General features: G+C 66.9%; 12 protein-coding genes. 5 read left to right on the forward strand and 7 right to left on the reverse strand.

From position 1 onward, the window contains the following. The first annotated feature begins 3 nt into the window (after nucleotides 1-3). The 3 genes from AC1RIF_RS11510 to AC1RIF_RS11520 all read left to right on the forward strand — a co-directional run bounded on the left by AC1RIF_RS11510 (nucleotide 4) and on the right by AC1RIF_RS11520 (nucleotide 4,921). Nucleotides 4-1,665: an FAD-binding dehydrogenase gene (locus tag AC1RIF_RS11510; protein WP_492601503.1), complete on the forward strand. Its 1,662-nt coding sequence runs from the start codon at nucleotides 4-6 to the stop codon at nucleotides 1,663-1,665. Beyond that, nucleotides 1,662-2,465 carry an SDR family oxidoreductase gene (locus AC1RIF_RS11515; protein WP_492601504.1) on the forward strand — a complete coding sequence of 268 codons (804 nt, stop codon included), beginning with the start codon at nucleotides 1,662-1,664 and terminating at the stop codon, nucleotides 2,463-2,465. The genes AC1RIF_RS11510 and AC1RIF_RS11515 overlap by 4 nt, the downstream gene beginning before the upstream one ends. 146 nt (nucleotides 2,466-2,611) lie before the next feature. Next, nucleotides 2,612-4,921 (forward strand): ATP-binding protein, encoded by a 2,310-nt coding sequence (locus tag AC1RIF_RS11520; protein WP_492601505.1) that lies wholly within the window; start codon nucleotides 2,612-2,614, stop codon nucleotides 4,919-4,921. Nucleotides 4,922-5,006: 85 nt separating this feature from the next. On the opposite strand, the gene AC1RIF_RS11525 is transcribed toward AC1RIF_RS11520, so the two are convergent. Then, entirely contained in the window at nucleotides 5,007-5,888 is an 882-nt protein-coding gene (locus AC1RIF_RS11525) for a hypothetical protein (protein WP_492601506.1), read from the reverse strand. Between the two features lie 339 nt (nucleotides 5,889-6,227). Here AC1RIF_RS11525 and AC1RIF_RS11530 point away from each other — a divergent pair, with 339 nt between their 5' ends. Then, nucleotides 6,228-6,818 (forward strand): DUF732 domain-containing protein, encoded by a 591-nt coding sequence (locus AC1RIF_RS11530; RefSeq protein ID WP_492601507.1) that lies wholly within the window; start codon nucleotides 6,228-6,230, stop codon nucleotides 6,816-6,818. Nucleotides 6,819-6,885: 67 nt separating this feature from the next. On the opposite strand, the gene AC1RIF_RS11535 is transcribed toward AC1RIF_RS11530, so the two are convergent. Then, a complete protein-coding gene (locus tag AC1RIF_RS11535) occupies nucleotides 6,886-9,126 on the reverse strand; it encodes an arylsulfatase (protein ID WP_492601508.1) in 2,241 nt (746 codons plus the stop codon). 184 nt (nucleotides 9,127-9,310) lie between these two features. Between AC1RIF_RS11535 and AC1RIF_RS11540 the strand changes: the two genes are divergently transcribed. Continuing rightward, nucleotides 9,311-9,883: a TetR/AcrR family transcriptional regulator gene (locus tag AC1RIF_RS11540; protein WP_492601509.1), complete on the forward strand. Its 573-nt coding sequence runs from the start codon at nucleotides 9,311-9,313 to the stop codon at nucleotides 9,881-9,883. Between the two features lie 60 nt (nucleotides 9,884-9,943). Here AC1RIF_RS11540 and AC1RIF_RS11545 read toward each other — a convergent pair whose 3' ends face one another. The 5 genes from AC1RIF_RS11545 to gltB all read right to left on the reverse strand — a co-directional run bounded on the left by AC1RIF_RS11545 (nucleotide 9,944) and on the right by gltB (nucleotide 21,032). Further along, a complete protein-coding gene (locus AC1RIF_RS11545) occupies nucleotides 9,944-10,858 on the reverse strand; it encodes a cutinase family protein (protein WP_492601510.1) in 915 nt (304 codons plus the stop codon). A gap of 278 nt (nucleotides 10,859-11,136) precedes the next feature. Beyond that, nucleotides 11,137-12,882: an Ig-like domain-containing protein gene (locus AC1RIF_RS11550; RefSeq protein WP_492601511.1), complete on the reverse strand. Its 1,746-nt coding sequence runs from the start codon at nucleotides 12,880-12,882 to the stop codon at nucleotides 11,137-11,139. Nucleotides 12,883-12,904: 22 nt separating this feature from the next. Then, on the reverse strand, nucleotides 12,905-14,704 hold the full coding sequence (locus AC1RIF_RS11555; RefSeq protein WP_492601512.1) for an Ig-like domain-containing protein: 1,800 nt from the start codon (nucleotides 14,702-14,704) through the stop codon (nucleotides 12,905-12,907). A 276-nt stretch (nucleotides 14,705-14,980) separates the two neighbouring features. After that, nucleotides 14,981-16,444 (reverse strand): glutamate synthase subunit beta, encoded by a 1,464-nt coding sequence (locus tag AC1RIF_RS11560; RefSeq protein ID WP_492601513.1) that lies wholly within the window; start codon nucleotides 16,442-16,444, stop codon nucleotides 14,981-14,983. Continuing rightward, nucleotides 16,437-21,032 (reverse strand): glutamate synthase large subunit, encoded by a 4,596-nt coding sequence (gene gltB / locus AC1RIF_RS11565; protein WP_492601514.1) that lies wholly within the window; start codon nucleotides 21,030-21,032, stop codon nucleotides 16,437-16,439. Before gltB ends, AC1RIF_RS11560 begins: the two co-directional genes overlap by 8 nt. Nucleotides 21,033-21,421: the final 389 nt, after the last annotated feature.

The following is a 21,421-nucleotide window of genomic DNA, read 5'->3' on the forward strand; positions in this document are numbered from 1 at the left end:
GCCGTGGCAACAGAAGCCGACGTCATAGTGGTCGGAGCGGGACTGGCAGGTCTGGTCGCGACACACGAACTCGTCAAGGCCGGGCGCAGGGTACTGATCGTCGACCAGGAGAACGTGGAAAACCTGGGCGGGCAGGCGTTCTGGTCGCTCGGCGGGCTCTTCTTCGTCGACAGCCCCGAGCAGCGCCGGATGGGCATCAAGGACTCGCGCGAACTGGCACTGCAGGACTGGATGGGCAGCGCCGGCTTCGACCGCGATCGCGAGGACCACTGGCCCCGGCAGTGGGCCGAGGCGTACGTCGACTTCGCGGCCGGCGAGAAGCGTTCGTACCTGAACGATCTGGGTCTGCGGCTGATGCCGAACGTCGGCTGGGCCGAGCGCGGTGCCGGCCTGGCGTACGGACACGGCAACTCGGTGCCGCGATTCCACATCACGTGGGGCACCGGCCCCGAGGTGGTGCGTGTCTTCCGTGAACCCGTGCTCGACGCCGCGAGCCGCGGCCAGGTCACGTTCCGCTACCGGCACCAGGTGGACGAGCTGATCATCGAATCCGGTGCCGTCGTCGGTGTCCGCGGTACGGTGCTCGAGCCGTCCACCGAGCCGCGGGGCGTGAAGTCCTCACGCACGCCCGCAGGCGAATTCGAGTTGCGCGCGCAGGCGGTCGTCGTCACGTCCGGCGGCATCGGCGGCAACTTCGACCTGGTGAAGAAGAACTGGCCCGTCGACCGCCTGGGCCGGGCGCCCGAGCGGATGATCACCGGTGTTCCCGCGCACGTCGACGGCCGCATGCTCGGGATCACCGAGGACGCCGGCGGCAACATCGTCAACCGGGACCGCATGTGGCACTACACCGAAGGCATCGTCAACTGGGATCCGATCTGGCCCAACCACGCGATCCGCATCATCCCCGGCCCGTCGTCGCTGTGGTTGGACGCGAACGGCAAGCGCCTGCCGGTGCCGCTGTTCCCCGGCTTCGACACCCTCGCCACCCTGAAGCACATCCTGAGCACCGGGCAGGACCACTCCTGGTACATCCTCACGCAGTCGATCATCGAGAAGGAGTTCGCGCTGTCGGGCTCCGAGCAGAACCCCGACATGACCGGCAAGGATCTCAAGCTGCTGTTGGGCCGCGTCAAGAAGGGGGCGCCGGGTCCGGTCGAGGCTTTCAAGCAGCACGGCGAGGACTTCGTGGTCCGCGACAACCTGCGCGACCTCGTCGACGGTATGAACGCGATCAACCCCGGTCCCCCGCTGGACTACGCACAGGTGGAGCGGGAGGTGACCGCCCGCGACCGCGAGGTGGACAACACCTACTCCAAGGACATGCAGATGATGGCGATCAACAACGCGCGTTCCTATTTGCCGGACAAGGTGATCCGTGTCGCCAAGCCGCACCGCCTGCAGGACCCGGCGCACGGACCGTTGATCGCGGTTCGGCTGAACCTGCTCACCCGCAAAACCCTCGGCGGCCTCGAGACCAACCTGGACTCGCAGGTGATCCGACCCGACGGCAGCGTGTTCGACGGCCTGTATGCGGCCGGCGAGGTGGCCGGGTTCGGCGGCGGCGGAGTGCACGGCTACAACGCGCTCGAGGGCACGTTCCTGGGCGGCTGCATCTTCTCCGGACGGGCCGCCGGACGGGCGCTGGGGCGGAGCCTCGGATGAGTCGCCGTACCGCGCTCGTGACAGGCGCGTCGTCCGGCATCGGCCTCGAGGTGGCCCGCCTGCTGGTGGCACGCGGCTACCGGGTGCTCGGTACGACGCGTAATCCCGCTGCGCTGCCGGACAACTCGCGGGTCCAGGGCGTCGAGTACGTGGCGTTGGACCTGTCGGACCGGGCGAGCATCGAGGCGTGCGCTCGAGCAGCCGGTGCCGTGGACATCCTGGTCAACAACGCCGGCGAGAGCCAGATGGGCCCGTTCGAGGAGCTACCCACCGACGCGATCGACCGCCTGTTCCAGGTGAACGTCCTGGGCGCCGTGCAGTTGACGCAACTGCTGCTGCCCGGCATGCGCGAACGCGGGTACGGCAGGGTCGTGATGGTGGGCTCGATGCTCGCCAGCTTCCCGCTCGCCTTCCGGTCGTCGTACGTCGCGGCCAAGTGCGCGCTGAAGGGCTTCGCGTCCGCGGCCCGCCGGGAGCTGAGTCCGTTCGGGGTGTGGCTCACCACCATCGAGCCGGGCACCATCGCCACCGGCATCGGGGACCGACGCACCCGCTACATCGACGACGGCTCCCCCTACGTGGGCGACTACACCACCGTTGCGAAAGCGATGCAGCGCAACGAGGATCGGGGCACAAGTGCCGAGAAGGTGGCCGAGTTGGCGGTCAAGGCGATCGAGGCGGACAAGCCGAAGCCGCTCTACGCCGTCGGCAACATGGCACCCCTGGTGTTCACGGTGCGGCGCCTCGCGCCGCGCGCCGTCACCGAGAAGATGATGGCGCGCTTCCACGGACTGAGGTAACCGAACGGGCCGGGGCAACCGACCGGCCGCACCGCCCGTACCGCACCGATGAGCGGTACGGGCGTGCAGTCGTGCACCGAGCCGTGGCGAGCGTAGACTTTGTGAATACAAAAGCAGTGGCACACGACAATTCGGCTCGGTCTGACATGGCAGTCAAAGTGGGGAACCTTCCGATCGAACTGACCAGTTTCGTCGGGCGGCGGTCGGAAGTCGCGGAGGTGCGGCGCCTGCTGTCGAAGTCGCACCTCGTCACGCTGGCCGGTCTCGGTGGCGTGGGCAAGACACGACTCGCACTCCGCGTGGCGGAGGATGCGCGGCGGGCGTTCCGCGGCGGGGCGTGGTTCATCGACCTGAGCGAACTGCAGGAACCCGCGCTGCTCGAGCAGACTGTCATCAGTGCACTCGACATTCAGGACCGATCCGTTCGCTCACCGCAAGCGGTGTTGATCGACCACCTCCGTGACCGCCAGGTACTCCTTGTCCTGGACAATTGCGAGCATCTCGTTGCCTGGGTCGCGGACCTGGTGACGGGGTTGCTCCGGAGTTGCTCCGGCTTGTCCGTCCTGGCGACGAGTCGAGAACTGCTGGGCGTTCCCGGGGAGATGGTGCTGCGGGTGCCTCCTCTGGGGGTCCCGGCGCAATCGACGTTCGAGATGCTCCCCGCCGAGAAGACGGATGGTGACGCGATGGCACTGTTCGAACAGCGGGCACGTGCCGCGGTGCCGGACTTTCGGATCACCGAGAAGACCAGCGCCGCAGTGGGTCAGATCGTTCGCCGGCTCGAAGGGTTGCCGCTGCCCATCGAGTTGGCGGCGGCGCGGCTGCGGGCGATGTCGGTGGATCAGGTGCTCCGACGGTTGAGCGACCGCTTCCAACTGCTCACGCAGGGCAGTCGGAACGCGCCGAGCCGGCAACAGACGCTCAAGTGGAGCATCGACTGGAGCTACGGGCTGTGTACACCGTGGGAGCAGTGGTTGTGGGCCAACCTGAGCGAGTTCGCAGGCAGCTTCGATCTGGAGGCGGTCGAGGGAGTCCTTGCCGGAGAGGTGATGTACGGGGATCTGCTGGACCTCGTCACCGCCTTGGTCGACAAATCCGTCCTCTTCCGCGACGACGATGACAAGACCGTCCGGTACCGCATGCTCGAGACGCTTCGCGACTATGGGCGCGACCTGCTGCACGATGAGGAGCGAACGGCCCTGCAGCGTCGGCTGCGCGATTGGTATCAGCAGCTCGTGGTGTGGGCCCGCGCCGACTGGATCGGGCCCCGCCAGGTCGAATGGATGACGCGGCTCGACCGTGAGGCCCCGAATATCCGGAGTGCGTTGGAGTTCAGCCTGACCGACCCCGACTCTGTCGAGAACGCTCTGTACATCGCGAGTGCCCTGCACGACTACTGGATCGTGAGAGGTCGATTCAGCGAAGGACGGTACTGGCTCGATCGCGCGCTCGGTCGAGAAGGCGAATCGACGATGGTCCGCATCGAGGCGGCAGCGATCGACAGTGTGCTGGCGTCCCTTCAGCAGGACGTTGCGGTGGGGTCGGCCCTGGCAGCGGACATACGTCGTGGCGCCGACGGCATGTCGGGCTCGGGGGCCCGCACAGCTGCTGACTTCGCCAGCGGGATGGACGCAATCGCGGACGGCGATCTCCCTCGCGGAATCGGATACCTGAGGAAGGCGATCGAGCCGCTGCGCGCGAACGCCGACCTCGTCCGACTGGTTCCGGGACTGTATTGGCTCGGGTGCGCCCTCTACACCGAGGGGAACCTCGAGGAAGCATCGGTGGTCTACGAGGAACAGTTGGCGCTGACGGAGGCCCGCGGTGAGATCATGTGGCGCGCAATGGCAATGTCGGACTACGGGTCCGCACTGTGGCGGCGTGGCGACCACACACACGGCGTCGAACTACTCGAGGAAGCGCTCCAGATGCTACGCGAGCTCGGTAACCTGTTCGGCTGCGCATGGTGCTTCGAGGAACTCGCCTGGGCCGTGGTGGACCGCGACCCGAACCTCGCCGCAGTGCTGACGGGTGCGGCCGACGCGCAGTTCACCGCGACCGGCAGCCCGATGGCGACCTTCGAGGCCTTGATCGTCTACCACGACGACTGTGTCGCGGCGGCCCGTCAGGCTCTCGGTGACGACGCATTCACGGCAGCGTTCGACAGCGGAGCAACCCTGGCCCTCGACGCCGTCATTGCTCGCGCGCTCGGTGAGCAACCGAGCCGACCGGTACCCGAAGCAACCGACGAGGACGCGTTGACACCGCGGGAGTGGCAGGTCGCCGAACTCGTTACCCAGGGCCTCACGAACAGGGCGATCGCCCAGAAACTGGTGATATCCCAGCGGACGGTCGACGGGCATGTCGAACACATCCGGGACAAGCTCGGATTCGCCTCACGTACTCAGATCGCAGCCTGGATGCTCCAGCGCGACAATGACTCCGGGCGTACGTGACCGGCCGGCAGCGCGACGCCGTACAAACGGCCCGGGCGTACCGCCGACCCCCTGACGGATCGGCAGGACGCCCGGGCCGGGTCGGTCAGCTGCCGCTGGAACCGCTCGATCCGCCGGAGCCGCTCGAACCGCCGGAACCACTCGAACCCGTGTCGCCGCCCGTTCCGTCGAGCGGATCCGTGCCGCCGGCGGCCGCGGGGAACAGGAACCCGGTCGACTTCGTCGTCAAGGACGTGCCGGACTCGGCCGGAACCTTGGCCCTCCAGTTGACGATCGGGTTGAGAATCCCGAACGGACCACAGCCCGTCGCGCTGGGTAGCGCGAAGTCCTCGGCCGTGTTCTGGATGTTGTCGATCGCTGCGGTCCCCAGCGGGTAGGGCGTCTCGAGATCCGTCGTCGGCAGATCATCCATCGGGTTCGACTTGTTCAACTCGAACACGACCGGGTTGTCCTCGGTGCCGATGTAGCAGTTGTCGCCGAGGAACGGATTGTCGATCTTCAGCCGCACCGGCAACGTCATGTCGAAATCGGTGATGATGCCGTTGAACACCGGCGCATCCACGGCCTCGACGGTCGAAGTGACTCCCGCCAACCCGAACAAATTATTGAACGGAAGATCGATCCCGAGCACGCCGCCGGGCACCGTGAGGGGCTTGCTGTAGACGCCGTTGCTGCCGTCGTCGCGCGGAACGAAATCCACTTCGCCGAGGTTGCCGGCGATGATCATGTCGCCGTTCCCGATCGGCAGGGTGAAGCCGTTGTTCGAGAAGGTGCCACTTCGCACCACAACGGACAGGCAGGCCTCGGTGAGGGTGGGATCGCACACCGCACCGCCCGGGACCGGAGTGGTTCCCGGATCAGCCGACGCCATGGGCGCGAGCAATGCCATGGACGCACCGATCGCGCCCCCCACAACGGCAACGCGCTTACCTGCGCGCCACCACGACATAGACGAATCGTTCTTCACGCTTGCTCCTCAGTTACCGAACCAACGACGCACGCGGCCGCGTTCGCGGACGCGTAGAGGTGACGAACTGCGACGGACGCCCGCCCGCCGCGAACTGCGGTGAATCGATCTGCTGCGCAGCGCGGTCAGCGTTCCACAGCACCGGAGCCGGATCCGATAACACGCAGTTGCCTGCGCCTTCGGGGCCGAGCTCTGCGCGAATTCCACTGTTACACGCAGTAACAGCTGGGCTGGTTTATATCACAGTGCAATGCCGACGAACGGGGAATTCGCGACTTTCCGTCGACCCGAAGATTGGGGTCTACCAGTCAGTAGTTTTGCATGCAAGACTGATCAACCATGACCAGCACACGGGCAGTTACCGCGGTGATCGCGGCCGTCGGCGCACTGTTCCTGGCCGGGTGCGGCAGTGCGGACCCCGATGCGGACCATGCGGGGCACGACGCCACGGCGGGCGCCGCGGCGAGCACCGCGCCGTCCTCGTCCGTGCCGACTCCGGCGCCGACGTCCGGGCCCGTGACTCCCGCGTCCTCGACCGAATCGCTCACCGCCGCGGCGCCACCCACGACGACCTCGGCGCCGGCACCGCCGGTGACGACGGTGCCGGCGGCAGCTCCTGTACCGCCCGCACCTCGTGCGGTGGGTGGGGACGACAGCCGCTCCCCCGACCAGATCGTCGCCGACTCCGGGGAACGCGGGCAGCGCTACCTCGCCGCACTGCGAGCGGCGGGGATCCCACCGACGGGCATGGACGCCGCCGAGGTGCTGTACGCACAGGGCACATGCGACGCGCTGGCCCGCGGCGACTCCCGGGCGAGCGTACTGGCCGAATTCGATTCGGTCGGCGGGGCCTACGCGCAGTTCCTCCCGATGTCGGCGACGCAGATCGCGGAGACCTACGTGTCGACGGCCGAGCGGACGTACTGCTGAACAACAGCCGCCCAGGACTGCACCCCCGGACGAGAGCCCGTCCCCGCCGACGGGTACGGGCACGCGTCTACTGAACGGCCAGCGCCGTGCGTGCGACGGACGCGACGTCCTCGTGTGATTCGCCGACGAGTTCGACCGTGACCGAGTGGACGACCCCCGCAATCCTGTCGCTGGGCGCATAGTCCCCCGTGACCGGCACTCCGTGGCTCCGCCCGATGGTGAACAACCCTGTGCCACCGACGTAGAACGGGGTGGAATTGTCCAGGCGGCCGCTGCACACCTCCGCCCCGTCGACGCTCACCCGGACGTCGGCCCCCTTCCCGAGGCCTCCACCGTCGTAGTCGAACTCCATGCGGGCCTCGTGGGCACCCGGCGGGATGCGGAGATCGCTGTGAATGGTCCAGACGAACAGATCAGCGACACTGTGGCAGTATGCGATCCGTCCCTGCTCGAGGTAGAGAGTCCATCCCCCGTCCGCTCGTGCACCCTGCGCCACGAGGGCCCCGGTGCTGCCGGCCGAGTCGAGCGTGAAGCTCACGTCGATCGCGTGCGAACGATTGAGAACCTTGACGGCCGCGTCGGGCAGCAGCGGAGGCATCGAACCCGGATATCTGACCACGGACGGTCGCTCGCGAACGGATACGCCCTCGCGCATGCGCTGCATTCGACTGTTGTCGAGGAGCACCTGGTTCGTCGTGGCAACCTGATCGAAAAGACGCCGCAGTTCCGTCAGCTTCTCGGGATGGGCCGTCGCGACGTCACGGGCCTGCGTCCAGTCCGATTCCGTGTCGTACAGCTCCCACACGTCACTTTCGAACGCGGTGTCCGCCGCCGCAGCCTGCATGGGTACGCGGTGAGCGGTACATGCGACCCACCCCTCGTGGTAGATACCGCGATTGCCGAACACCTCGAAGTACTGAGTGGTCCGTCGATCTGTCGCCGACGCATCGTCGAAGGCGTAGAGCATCGACGTGCCGTCCATGGGCTGCTGTTCCACGCCGTTGACGAACCGCGGCATCGTGATTCCGGCAGCCTCGAGGATGGTCGGCGCGATGTCGGACACGAAGTGCCACTGGGAACGAACCTCTCCACGCGCCTCCATGCCGGTCGGCCAGTGCACGATGAGGGGGTTGCGGGTGCCACCGTAGTGGGAGGCGACCTGCTTGACCCACTGGTACGGCGTGTCCATCGCCAGCGCCCAACCGAACGGGTACTGCGGGGCGGTCGTCGGTCCTCCGAGCTCGTCGGCGCGTTCGATGATGCGTGCCGAGCTGTCCCGTAGCCCGTTGAAGAGGATTCCCTCGTTGGCGGTGCCTGCCATGCCACCTTCGGCGGACGCACCGTTGTCGCCGAGGATGTAGCAGAAGAGAGTGTCGTCGAGGATCCCCATGTCCGCGAGCGCGTCCACGACCCGACCCACCTGAGCATCGGTGTGCTCGGCGAAACCCGCGTAGAGCTCCATCAGCAGAGCCGCGGCCTGCCTGTCCTCGTCGCTCAGCGTGTCCCATTCCGGAACCAGATCGAGCCACGGCGTCATCTCGCCGTCCTCCGGGATCACGCCGACGTCCTTCTGCCGCTGAAGAGTGATGTCGCGCTGCGCGTTCCATCCGTGATCGAACCGGCCCGAGTACTTGTCCCGCCAGGCCTTCGGAACCTGCAGCGGGGAATGCGTGGCACCGAGTGCAAGGTAGGCGAAGAAGGGCTTGTCGGGCGCCACGGCCTGCTGGGTCGACACCCAGTCGATGACCTTGTCCGCGAGGTCCTCCGAGAGGTGATAGCCCTCCTCGGGTGTCGAAGGGCAGTCGACAGGTGTCACACCGTCGTAAAGGGCGGGGTAGTACTGATCCGTCGAGCCGCCCAGGAAGCCGTAGAACCGCTCGAATCCCTCACCGGTCGGCCAGCGGTCGAACGGTCCGGTAGGGCCCGTCTCCACCCCCGGGGTCTGATGCCATTTTCCGAATGCAGCGGTACTGTAACCGTTCTCCTGCAACAACATTGCGATCGTCGCCGCACTGTCCGGGCGGACACAGTTGTATCCCGGATCCTCGCTCTCGAAGTTCGTCACCGTCCCGAAACCCACCGCGTGGGGATTCCGCCCGGTCAGGAGGGATGCCCGGGTCGGCGAGCAGAGCGCAGTGGTGTGAAACCTGTTGAACCGCAGTCCGGAGTCGGACAACCTCTCGGCGGTAGGCATGTCGACGGGACCTCCGAACGCCGACGACGCCCCGAACCCCATGTCGTCGATGAGGACGACAACGACATTCGGCGCGCCGGAAGCTGCGGCCGAGCGCCCTGGAATCTCCGCCATTGTCATTTCCTTCCATCGAGCACGACTGACGCGGCACCGTTCAGCGCCACATGTACACACTTGTGTACATAGAGTAGGGGCTGACGGGACGATGTCAAGAGAAGGAAGCGATTACGGCCCCGGCCTGGGCTTTTGCGCACTCCTCCTACACCGCGCCTGCCGACCACTGGCTACGCTTGCTTCCATGTCGCGATCATCAGACAACAGTCGCCCGAGCGGACCCGAGGAAGCACGCGCCGCCATCCTGCGGGCAGCGGCGTCTCGACTCGCAGACTCGGGACCGGGAGCATCGCTGCGAGATATCGCCACGGACGCCGGGGTGAACCTCGGGCTCATCCACCGCTACGTCGGGCGGAAGGACGACCTCATCAGCGCGGTCCTCGAGGATCGCGGATCAGTGACGGCGGCAGCAGATTCGGCGCCGGATGCGACCGAAGCCGTTCGTCGCATCTTCGACACGGGGTCGAACAACGAGACGTACGTCCGCATCGTGGCCTGGTTGCTGTTGGAAGACAAGCGCACTCACATTCTTCCCGACACCTTCCCGACCTTGGACGCCATTCGGAGCAAGATCGACAGCGAGTCTCCCCAGGAGTTCGGGCTCATCGCCGCGCTGGTCATCCTCTACGGCTGGACGATCTTCGGCGAGCGCATTCTCGAAGGCGTCGGCCGGTCGGTCGCCGACAAGGACGAGGTCTACAGATATCTCACCGATCTGGCAGCGGGCCTGGTCTCGACCCCCGACAAATCCGAATGACAGATCCCTTCAACTGATTCGGAAGCAGCGCATCGGACTCTCCGGATGTGCCACGCTCCGTCAGGCGAACGACCGCAGCCAGTTCGACAGCCACGACGTCGCGGTGGCACCGGTGTAGTCGACGACATACCCGCTGTAGTCCTGGTGCGCCTGGGAACGGTAGAACGCCTCGAGCTTCTCCGCCCGATCCTCGGTGGCCGTGTCCGACGACTCGGCCTGCAGGGTCGGCATGCCGCCGGCAGCCATGAGGTCCTGCACGATCGCGACGGCCTCCTGCACGTACCGTCCGGACTGCTGGGCCTGCGGCGACGAGTTCTGCGCCAGGAACCCGGCCAGGCGGGTGACGAAATCGTCCTTCGGAGTGGAGCAGTACAGGTCGCCGACGACGCAGAACGTGCGCGTCTGCGGCGTGAGCCAGCCGAATCCACCGACGCGGGGACCGCCCGCCCCGTTGCCGATCACCGGAGGGCCGACCAGGATGTCGGTCTCGGACCGGCGCGGATCCGACAGCAGTCCGACCGCAGCGACCCGCGTCGCCGGCACCACCCCGGTACCGGTGCCCAGTTCGGCGGCCAGGTCTCCGGCGGCGTCGGCACCCTGGCTGTATCCGACGATCGCGAACCGGGTGTTGCCGCAACGCTGCGCGACATCGGCGATGACGCCGCGGGCGTTGTCCACCGCCTGCCGCTTGGACGCGCCGTACACCTCGGTTTCCCACGGGAACGCGGTGGCCGCGTAGCTCACATAGGTGACACCCACCGCCGACGGCAGCGGATCGGTGACGGCGGCCAGCATTCCGGGGCCACGGTGCTCACCGGGATCGGTGGTGGTCTCCCACGTACCGGGGATCGCGACGACCTGCAGGTTCGGGCACGCCGACGCGGCCTGCGCGGACCCCGCCCCGACCAGTACCGATGAGGCGAAAACTGTTGCGACGCAAGCACTGATTGCTGCCAGAGACTTCCTCACACGCATCAACACCGCACCCCACTCACTGATCCGAGTGACCACTCCGTGGCCACGTGCCGTGACGTCCCCTCCCGTGACAACGCCTGCGGGTGACGCGACACGTAGATACTGGCAGGTCTACGTTGCGAGACGGTGCACGATCGGTAAACGCACGTTACCGGAGTGGCTCCGGAATGTGGGGGCCTTCATCCCGATACGACCCGAACGGCCCACACAGCGGAATCGCCGCGAAACGACGGCGGGCCCCCTCGAATCATCGAGGGGGCCCGCCGCCTTCACTCAGATCAGCCTCCCAGGCTGCCGAACAGCCCCGACAAACTACCGAGGCCTCCCGAGCCGCCGGGATCGGTCGGCAGCGTGTCCGGGTTACCGGTCACCGTGACGTTCACCGGTGCCGCAGCCGAGTCGATGAAGCCGGCGTCGGCCGTGAACTGGGCGGTGACGACGAACTCGCCCGGGTTCTGGAAGAACGTCGTCAGTGTCGCGACACCGTTCTGGTCCACCCGCACCGGTCCGCCGAGGAGCGTGTCACCGAGCTTGAACTGCACCGTGCCGCGTGCGTCGGCCGGATCGAGGCGCGCGGTGAGCGTCACCGCGTTCCCCTTGTCGGTCGATGCGACCGGGTCGACCGTGATCGTGGTCGCCACGTCGGCGGCAGGCGCCTCCGTGACACTCACCGGGTACTGCAGCGAGACCGACGGGGAGATCCCCTCGGCACCCGAGTACCGGGCGATCACGCGGTGCGTACCGGTGGTGGTGAAGGTGTGCGGGAGTACCGCGGCACCGTCATCCATCACCTCGGCGGTACCGACCGGAGATCCGTCGACCTCGAAGGCCACCGTGCCACCGGAGACGCCGGGCTCGACCTTCGCAATGAGGTTCACCGGCTGGTCACGGTAGGCGTCCTGATCCGGTCCGGTGACCGACGTCGTGGTCTGGATGTCCTGCGACGTCACCGTGACGGTCTTCGATGCGGACGACGGATTGAAGAACTCCGCGCCCAGGAACTTCGCCTCGTAGGCGTAGTCGCCGTCGGTGTCGATCGACTGCGTCAGCGACGCCTTGCCGTTCACCAGATCGACCGGTGCACCGATGTCCTCACCGTCCCGGGTGAACTGGACCTGCCCGCTGTCCGGGGTGGGGACGACCGTGGCGTTGAGCGTGAACTCGCCGCCGTTGGTCACCGCGCTCGGACCGTCCAGGTAGCTCACGGTCGCAACCGCCTGCCGCACGATCTGGATCGTGGCCAGCGGACCGGCACCCGCGTTGAGCGGTCCGGAGGCGGTATCACGCGGCGAGCACTGGGTGGGAGCCCAGACAGTACCGACGAGGGGCGCGCTGGCCCGCGGCAGGAACGTCAGGAAGTTCGCGTCGTTGCCGAACTGACCGGCGTTTCCTGCGGTGCGCAGTTTCATCGAGATCTCGCCGGCCGCGCCCGCCTTGAGAGTGGCCTTGACCTGCGGCAACTGGAACGACGTGGTGCTGCCCGACGCGTTCGCCTTGATACCGCCCTCGGAACTCTTCGAGGACTTCGGACCGTTACCGATCGTCTCGTTGTTGCCGGACAGCCGGATAATCGAGCCGTTCGGGTCAGGATTGCCACTCTCGTTGACGACGATGACGTTGGGCGCGACACCCGTGATACCCGATGACGTACCTGGCACCACCTCGGCGCCGAGGAACTGCGCGTTCTCCGGCATCGCGACGTCGATCTTGAGCCGCGAGATGTTCGACAGGCTCGCGCCGGAACCCAGATCGTTGGGCACCGAGATCGGCGGCGGCGAGATCGTCACCACGAACTCCTCACCCGGCACCACGCTGGTGGGTGCATCGACCTCCACCGACGCCTCCTGCACCTGAGTCTGCGGCCCACCGGCCAGGCTCGACGACGGCGTCGCCTGACACGCGTTGCTGAACGGTGTCGTCGTCATCTCCGCGGATGCGGTCGACACACCCAGCACACCTGCACCTGCGACGACCGTTGCTCCCACCGCGACCGGTGCGAGGTAGCGGTACAGCTTGGAACTCATCGATCCTCCTGCACTCATCTCGTCAGCCCCCGATCGATCCGGCGAGCAGCCCGGCCAGCGGGCCTTCCAGCAGCGAGCCGAGGCTGCCGGCACCCGTGTCGGGCGTTTCCGGTGCCGGAGACACGTTCAGCACCACGGGGTTCGACACCGTGTCGCGGAAGCCCTCGCCACCGACGAACTTGGCGGTGAGCAGCTGCGTGCCCTCGAAGTCCAGCGTCGTGGTGATGGTTGCCTTGCCGTCCACGACCGCGACCGGAGCGCCGATCGCCTCGGTGCCCTTGTAGAACTGGACGGTGCCCTGCGCGTCGGCGGGGTCGACGTCCACGGTGAGGGTGACGGTCTGACCGACCACCGACAGGCCCTGGACGTTCAGATTTGCATTCACCGCGGTGAGCACGGGTGCGGTCGGAGCGACCGTGGCCGTGAACGGGGCCGAGGTGGAGGCGGCGAAGCCCTCGGTGCCGGCGAACTCCGCGACCACCTGGTAGGTGCCGGCGGTGTCGAAGGTGTGCTCGAGGACCGCGACGCCGTCGGCGGTCGCCACGTCGGACGTGCCGATCTCGGTGCCGTCGACGGAGAAGGTGACGGTGCCGCCGGTCGGGATCGGGCGGACGGTGGCCATCAGGTTGGTCGGGCTGCCCGCCTCAGCGGTCACCGGCTCGACGACCACGGTGGTGGTCTGCCAGGCCCCGTAGGAGACGGCGATCTGCTGAACCGTCGCGGCCGAGTCGGCGACACCGAAGGCACCGACGAAGTTCGCCGTCACCGTGAAGTTGCCCGGATCATCGAACCGATGATCAAGTGTTGCGGTACCGCCACTGACCTGGACGGGATTACCGACGTTGTTGCCGTTGACCGCGAACTGCACGGTGCCCTGCGCGTCGGCCGGGGTGACGGTGGCCTGCAGCGGCACCGTCGAGCCCGCGTCGGCCGTGGCCGGGACGGTCACCGTGGTGGTGGTAGCGACCGGGCCGACCTCGACCTGAGTCGTTCCCGACTCGGAACTGTTGAAAAGGCCTGTCGCCGTGTACTTGGCGGAGACGGAGTAGGTGCCCATCTCGTCGAACGCGTGCGCCAGCGAGGCGGTGCCACCGTTGACCACGACCGGGGCGCCGATCGGGTTCGCGCCCTCGAAGAACTGCACCGTACCGGTGGCGTTGGAGGGACTGACCGTCGCCGCCAGGGTGGTCTCGCTGCCCTTGCTCGCGGTGGGCGGCGCCGAAATGGTGGTCGTGGTGTTGTCGCGCTTGGCCTCGACCCGAACGAACGCGCCGGAGGTGTTGCTGCCCTGCTGGCTGCCGAACGAGTAGACGTCGAAGACGAAGCCGCTGTTGTAGTCGCCGAATGCGAAGTCTGTCGGGATCTTGTAGGTCACGTCGAAGTTCAACACCGTGCTACCGATGATCTTGAAGCCCTTGGTGCCGAGCAGTGGAACCGAGCTGCAACCGCCGCCGGTGCAGGTTGCCTTGACGCCGTTGTTGCCCTCGTTCGTGATCGTTCCGGCCAGGGATGTGGTTGCTCCCTGGTACTGGAATCCCGCAGGTGCGGTGTGCCGGATCGCGGTGACATAGCGACCCAGGTTCAGAGCGACCTGCGAGTTCTCCCAGATACTGGAGCGGTACGTCACCGTGTCACCGGGATTGGCGACGTTTCCGGGGACACCGTTGACGCTTACGACCTCGGTCTTCCAACCGAGATTGTCGGCCGGCTGGTCACCCGACGTCGACGACGGTGGCGGCCCGGTGGGGTCCGCACCTGCCGTCCCGGTCATGGCCAAAGTCAGCGCGGCGGCGCTGACCAAGGCCACGAGCGGGCCGGCCACTCTGCGAAGTTTGGACGAAAACACTGATCCTCCTCGGGTCGCCGCCTCCCCGACTCAGGCGGTTTGTGTGTTGCATCACATGAGGCGCACCTTAGCTGTTGCCGGATCGTTGTAGAAGCGTTTTCTGGTCAAGCGTCCAGAAACCACCCCCGACTCGCCCTCCGTCCGTCCTGAAAACGGACGAAGGCCCCGTCCCACGCGAGGCGAAGCGTGGAACAGGGCCTTCGGGTCTTCACATCGGCGGGGAACGACGCTGGTCCCCGCCGAAAACTGAGATCAGCGCTGCGGTGCGCTGGTGGTCTTGATCGGTGACGGCAGCGCCGTCGATCCCTCGAGGAACTCGTCGACCGCGGCCGCGCACGAGCGGCCCTCGGCGATGGCCCACACGATCAGCGACTGACCGCGGCCCATGTCGCCGGCGACGAAAACGCCGTCGACGTTGGTGGCCCACTCCGACGAGCGGGCGACGTTGCCGCGCTCGTTGAGGTCGACACCCAGATCGGTGAGCAGACCCGGCTTCTCGGGGCCGACGAAGCCCATCGCGAGGAACACGAGGTCGGCCTCGAGCTCGAAGTCCGACCCCTCGACCTTCTCGAAGCGGCCGTTCACCATCGTGACCTCGTGCGCCTTCAAACCGGCGACGACTTGCCGGCCGTTCTCCTCGCGCCCGACGAAGGCCTCGGTGTTGACCGAGAAGACGCGCTCGCCGCCCTCCTCGTGCGCGGACGAGACCCGGTACATCAGCGGGTAAGTCGGCCACGGGGTCTGCACGGCACGCGCCTCCGGCGGGCGCGGCATGATCTCGAACTGGTGCACGCTCTCGGCACCCTGACGGTGGCTGGTGCCGAGGCAGTCGGCACCGGTGTCGCCGCCGCCGATGATGACGACCTTCTTGCCCTTCGCGCTGATGGTCGGCTCGGCCAGATCGCCCAGCTGAACCCGGTTCGCGATCGGCAGGAACTCCATCGCCTGGTGGATACCGTCGAGTTCGCGGCCCGGGATCGGCAGGTCGCGTGCCTCGGTGGCACCACCGGCGAGGACGACCGCGTCGAACTGCTCGCGCAGCTGCTCGGCGGTGATGTCGACACCGACGTTGACGCCGATGCGGAACACCGTGCCCTCGGCCTCCATCTGTGCCAGACGGCGGTCGATGTGCCGCTTCTCCATCTTGAACTCGGGGATGCCGTAGCGAAGCAGGCCGCCGATGCGGTCCTCGCGCTCGAACACCGTCACCGAGTGGCCGGCACGCGTGAGCTGCTGTGCGGCAGCCAGACCCGCCGGACCGGAGCCCACGACCGCGACCTTCTTGCCGGTGATGTGCGACGCACGCACCGGCTGGACCCAGCCCTCGTCGAAGGCCCGGTCGATGATCTCGACCTCGACCTGCTTGATGGTCACCGCGTCCTGGTTGATGCCGAGCACGCACGCCGCCTCACACGGCGCCGGGCACAGCCGGCCGGTGAACTCCGGGAAGTTGTTGGTCGCGTGGAGCCGGTCGATGCTTTCGCGCCACCGATCCTTGTGGACCAGGTCGTTCCACTCGGGAATCAGGTTTCCGAGGGGGCAACCGTTGTGGCAGAACGGGATACCGCAGTCCATGCACCGGCTGGCCTGATTCCGGAGTGTCGAAGACTCGAAGTCTTCGTACACCTCCTTCCAGTCCATCAGGCGCAGCGGCACCGGACGGCGGATGGGCAGTTCGCGCGACGTGTGCTTCAGAAAGCCGTTCGGATCACCCACGAGCTGCCTCCATGATTGCGTCGTCCACGTTCGTTCCGTTCTTCTTCGCGGTCTCGATAGCGACGAGGACCTTCTTGTAGTCGCGCGGCATGACCTTCGCGAAATGTGCCTTCTGGTGTGACCAGTCGGCGAGGATCCGAGCCGCAACCTCGGATCCGGTCTCGTCACGATGACGCTCGATGGCGCCGTGCAGCCACTCGAAATCCTCCACGCTGAGGTCCTCGAGATCGACCAACTCGGTGTTGAGGTTGGTCCCGAAATCACGGTCCGGGTTGAAGATGTACGCCACGCCGCCGGACATGCCGGCGCCGAAGTTGCGTCCGGTCTTGCCGAGGATGACCACCTTGCCGCCGGTCATGTACTCGCAACCGTGATCGCCCACACCCTCGACGACAGCGGTGGCGCCGGAGTTGCGGACTGCGAAACGCTCACCCACGATGCCGCGGATGAGAACCTCACCCGTGGTGGCACCGAAGAGGATCACGTTGCCGCCGATGATGTTGTCCTCGGGCACGAAACCCGCGGCCGTCTGCAGTGGCGGACGGACGACGATGCGTCCGCCGGACAGTCCCTTGCCGACGAAGTCGTTGGCATCGCCGTGCAGTCGAAGCGTCATGCCCCTGGGCACGAACGCGCCGAAGCTGTTGCCGGCCGAACCCGTGAAGGTGATGTCGATCGTGTTGTCCGGCAGGCCCTGCGCGCCGTAGACCTTGGTCAGTTCGTGGCCGAGCATGGTGCCGACCGTGCGGTTGACGTTGGTGATCGCCGACTCGAACGCGACGGCCTCGCCCTTGTCGAGCGCGTCGCGCGCCTGCTCGATCAGCTGCTGGTCGAGCGCCTTCTCCAGGCCGTGCTCCTGGGTGCCGGAGCAGTACAGGTCCTGGTCCATGAACGCGGACTCGACCTTGTGCAGGATCGGCGACAGGTCCAGCTTCGACGCCTTCCAGTGCTCGAGCGCCCTGGTGGTGTCGAGGACGTCGACCTGGCCGACCGCCTCCTGCAGGGTGCGGAAGCCCAGCTCGGCGAGCAGTTCGCGCACCTCCTCGGCGATGTACAGGAAGAAGTTCTCCACGAACTCGGGCTGGCCCGCGAAACGCTTGCGCAGCACCGGGTTCTGCGTCGCCACACCCACCGGGCAGGTGTCGAGGTGGCACACACGCATCATGATGCAGCCCGAGACCACGAGCGGCGCAGTGGCGAAACCGAACTCCTCGCCGCCGAGCAGGGTCGCGATCACGACGTCGCGGCCGGTCTTCATCTGACCGTCGACCTGGACCACGATGCGGTCGCGAAGACCGTTGAGCAGCAGCGTCTGCTGGGTCTCGGCGAGGCCCAGCTCCCACGGCGCGCCGGCGTGCTTGAGCGACGTCAGCGGCGACGCGCCCGTGCCGCCGTCATGACCCGAGATGAGGACGACGTCGGCGTGCGCCTTCGAGACACCCGCGGCGACGGTGCCGACACCGATCTCCGAGACCAGCTTCACGTGAATCCGCGCCTGCGGGTTCGCGTTCTTCAGGTCGTGGATCAGCTGTGCCAGATCCTCGATCGAGTAGATGTCGTGGTGCGGCGGCGGCGAGATCAGGCCGACGCCCGGGGTGGAGCCGCGCACCTCGGCAACCCACGGGTACACCTTGTGCGGCGGCAACTGACCGCCCTCACCGGGCTTGGCGCCCTGCGCCATCTTGATCTGGATGTCGGTGCAGTTGCTCAGGTAGTGCGAGGTGACACCGAAGCGACCCGACGCGACCTGCTTGATCGCCGAGCGACGCCAGTCGCCGTTCTCCTCGACCTCGAAGCGCCGCGGATCCTCGCCGCCCTCACCCGAGTTCGACCGTGCGCCGAGACGGTTCATCGCGATCGCGAGGGTCTCGTGGGCCTCGGCGGAGATCGAGCCGTAGCTCATCGCGCCGGTCGAGAAGCGTCGAACGATCGACTCCGCTGATTCCACTTCGGAGATCGAGACTGGCTCGCGCAGACCGGTCTTGAACTTGAACAGGCCACGCAGCGACGCCAGGCGCTCGGACTGGTCGTCGACCAGCTTGGTGTACTCCTTGAACACCTCGTACTGGCCGGTGCGGGTGGCGTGCTGGAGCTTGAACACCGTGTCCGGGTTGAACAGGTGATACTCGCCCTCACGACGCCACTGGTACTCGCCGCCCACCTCGAGCTCGCGGTGCGCGCGCAGCTCCGGGCGGTCGAGGTACGCGTTCGCGTGCCGCACAGCGACATCCGCGGCGATCTCGTCCAGGCCGATGCCGCCGAGGTTGGAGTGCAGGCCGCTGAAGTACTCGTCGACGACCTCCTGCGACAGGCCGATCACCTGGAACAGCTGGGCACCGGTGTACGACGCGAGCGTCGAGATGCCCATCTTCGACATCACCTTCAGCACGCCCTTGCCGGCGGCCTTGATGTAGTTCGAGACGGCCTTGTCGAGCGTCAGGCCCTGCAGCTGGTCGCTCTGCAGCAGCTCGTCGATGGTCTCGAACGCCATGTACGGGTTGACGGCCGCGGCACCGCAACCGAGCAACGCCGCCATGTGGTGGACCTCGCGGGCGTCGCCCGACTCGACGATGAGACCGACCTTGGTGCGGGTCTTCTCGCGCACCAGGTGGTGGTGGACCGCGGAGGTGAGCAGCAGCGACGGGATCGGCGCGTACTTCTCGTTGGACTCGCGGTCCGACAGCACGATGATGCGGGCACCGCCGGCGATCGCCTCGGAAACCTTGTCGCGCACCGTGTCCAAGGCCTTGAGCAGACCCTCGCCGCCGCGGGCGACCGGGTACACGCCGCGAACGACGACGCTGCGGAAGTGCGGGAACTTCGCGTTGTCGTTGAGGTGGATCAGCTTCGACAGGTCGTCGTTGTGCAGGATCGGCGACGGCAGCGCGATCTGACGGCACGACGCGGCCGACGGGTTCAGCAGGTCGGACTCGGGACCGATGGTGCCACCCAGGCTGGTGACGATCTCCTCGCGGATCGCGTCCAGCGGCGGGTTGGTGACCTGAGCGAACAGCTGCTGGAAGTAGTCGAACAGCATCCGCGGTCGCGCCGAGAGCACCGCGATCGGGGTGTCGGTGCCCATCGAACCCAGCGCTTCACCGCCGGTGATCGCCATCGGCTTGACGAGGAGGTTCACCTCTTCGTTGGTGAAGCCGAAGATCTGCTGGCGCAACACGACCCGGTCGTGGGTCATGTACGTGTACTTGCTCTCCGGCAAGTCCTCGATCTGGACGAGGCCCTCGTCGATCCACTGCTGGTAGGGGTGCTCGGCCGCGAGCTCCGACTTGATCTCGTCGTCGGAGATGATGCGGCCCTGCGCGGTGTCCACGAGGAACATGCGGCCCGGCTGCATGCGCATCTTGCGCACGATCTTCTCGGGGGCGATGTCGAGGACACCGACCTCCGAAGCCATGACCACGAGGCCGTCGTCGGTGACCCACACACGGGACGGGCGCAGGCCGTTGCGGTCGAGCACAGCGCCGACGACGGTGCCGTCGGTGAAGCACACCGACGCCGGACCGTCCCACGGCTCCATCAGCGCGGAGTGGTACTGGTAGAACGCCTTGCGCGCCGGATCCATGCTCTCGTGACGCTCCCAGGCCTCCGGGATCATCATCAGCACGGCATGCGGCAGGCTGCGGCCACCGAGGTGCAGCAGCTCGAGGACCTCGTCGAAACGTGCGGTGTCCGAGGCGCCGGGCGTGCAGATCGGGAAGATCTTCTCGAGCGCGCGGTCGCCGAACACGTCGGACTCGATGAGCGCCTCACGGGCCCGCATCCAGTTCTCGTTGCCGCTGACGGTGTTGATCTCACCGTTGTGGGCGACACGGCGGAACGGGTGCGCCAGCGGCCACGACGGGAACGTGTTGGTGGAGAAGCGCGAGTGCACCAGGCCGAGCGCGCTCTCGAGCCGGTCGTCCTGCAGGTCGAGGTAGAAACCCTTCAGCTGCGGGGTGGTGAGCATGCCCTTGTAGACGAAGGTCTGGCCGGACAGGCTCGGGAAGTACACCGACTCACGGCCCGGGCCGTCCTCGCCGGCACCGGCGTCGCCGAGCTCGTGCTCGACGCGCTTGCGGATGACGTAGGCGCGGCGCTCGAGGTCCATGTCGGTGACAGTGTCTTCGGCGGAGCCGGCGCTTCCGATGAACACCTGACGGAACGTCGGCATCGCGTCACGGGCGAGGGAGCCGAGTGACGAGTCGTCTGTGGGGACCGCACGCCAGCCGAGAACCGTCAGGCCCTCCTCGGCGACGATCTTCTCGACACCCGCAGCAGCCTCGTCGGCAGCGTCGGCGCCCTGGGGCAGGAACGCGATGCCGGTGGCGTACGCGCCCTCGGCGGGCAGCTCGAAGTCGACGACGGCGCGCAGGAACCGGTCCGGAACCTGGAGCAGGATGCCGGCGCCGTCACCCGTGTTGGGCTCGGATCCGGCGGCACCACGGTGCTCGAGGTTCACGAGAGCGGTGATCGCCTTCTCGACGATGTCGCGGCTGCGGCGACCGTGCATGTCGACGACGAACGCGACGCCACACGCATCGTGCTCGTTTGCCGGGTGGTAGAGCCCCTGGGGCCCGGGAAGATGCTTCATACCTACTGCCTTCGTATGCGTAAATGCACCGACGACCAGCAGCGCTGATGGCCATACAACTGCAGAGCATGTACCGACACGACACTGTGTTCGGCACCGACCGAGAATGGCTCCTCATTGAGCCTCGGCACGGGACTGACGTCCGCCCCGGCGACGTTGCTCGAGGGCGTTTCAAACGGTCATGAGTCCACCGTGTTGAGAAAAGGTTAATTCACACCCCGGGGACAAACGCAACCAAGGCTCCCCTCTCCACCCTGTGACCTGTGACTTTGCGTTCGCCTTCTGGGCGAATGCAGCGCACGTCACAGCCTAGGGCGAATGTTTCGGCCCCGGGAGGGCCTCGAATTGCAGCTTCGCCACGATCGTCCAACGACCGCGCTGCGGCCGTG

The sequence above is a fragment of the Prescottella sp. GW823-FHT02E09 genome, assembly GCF_058797375.1.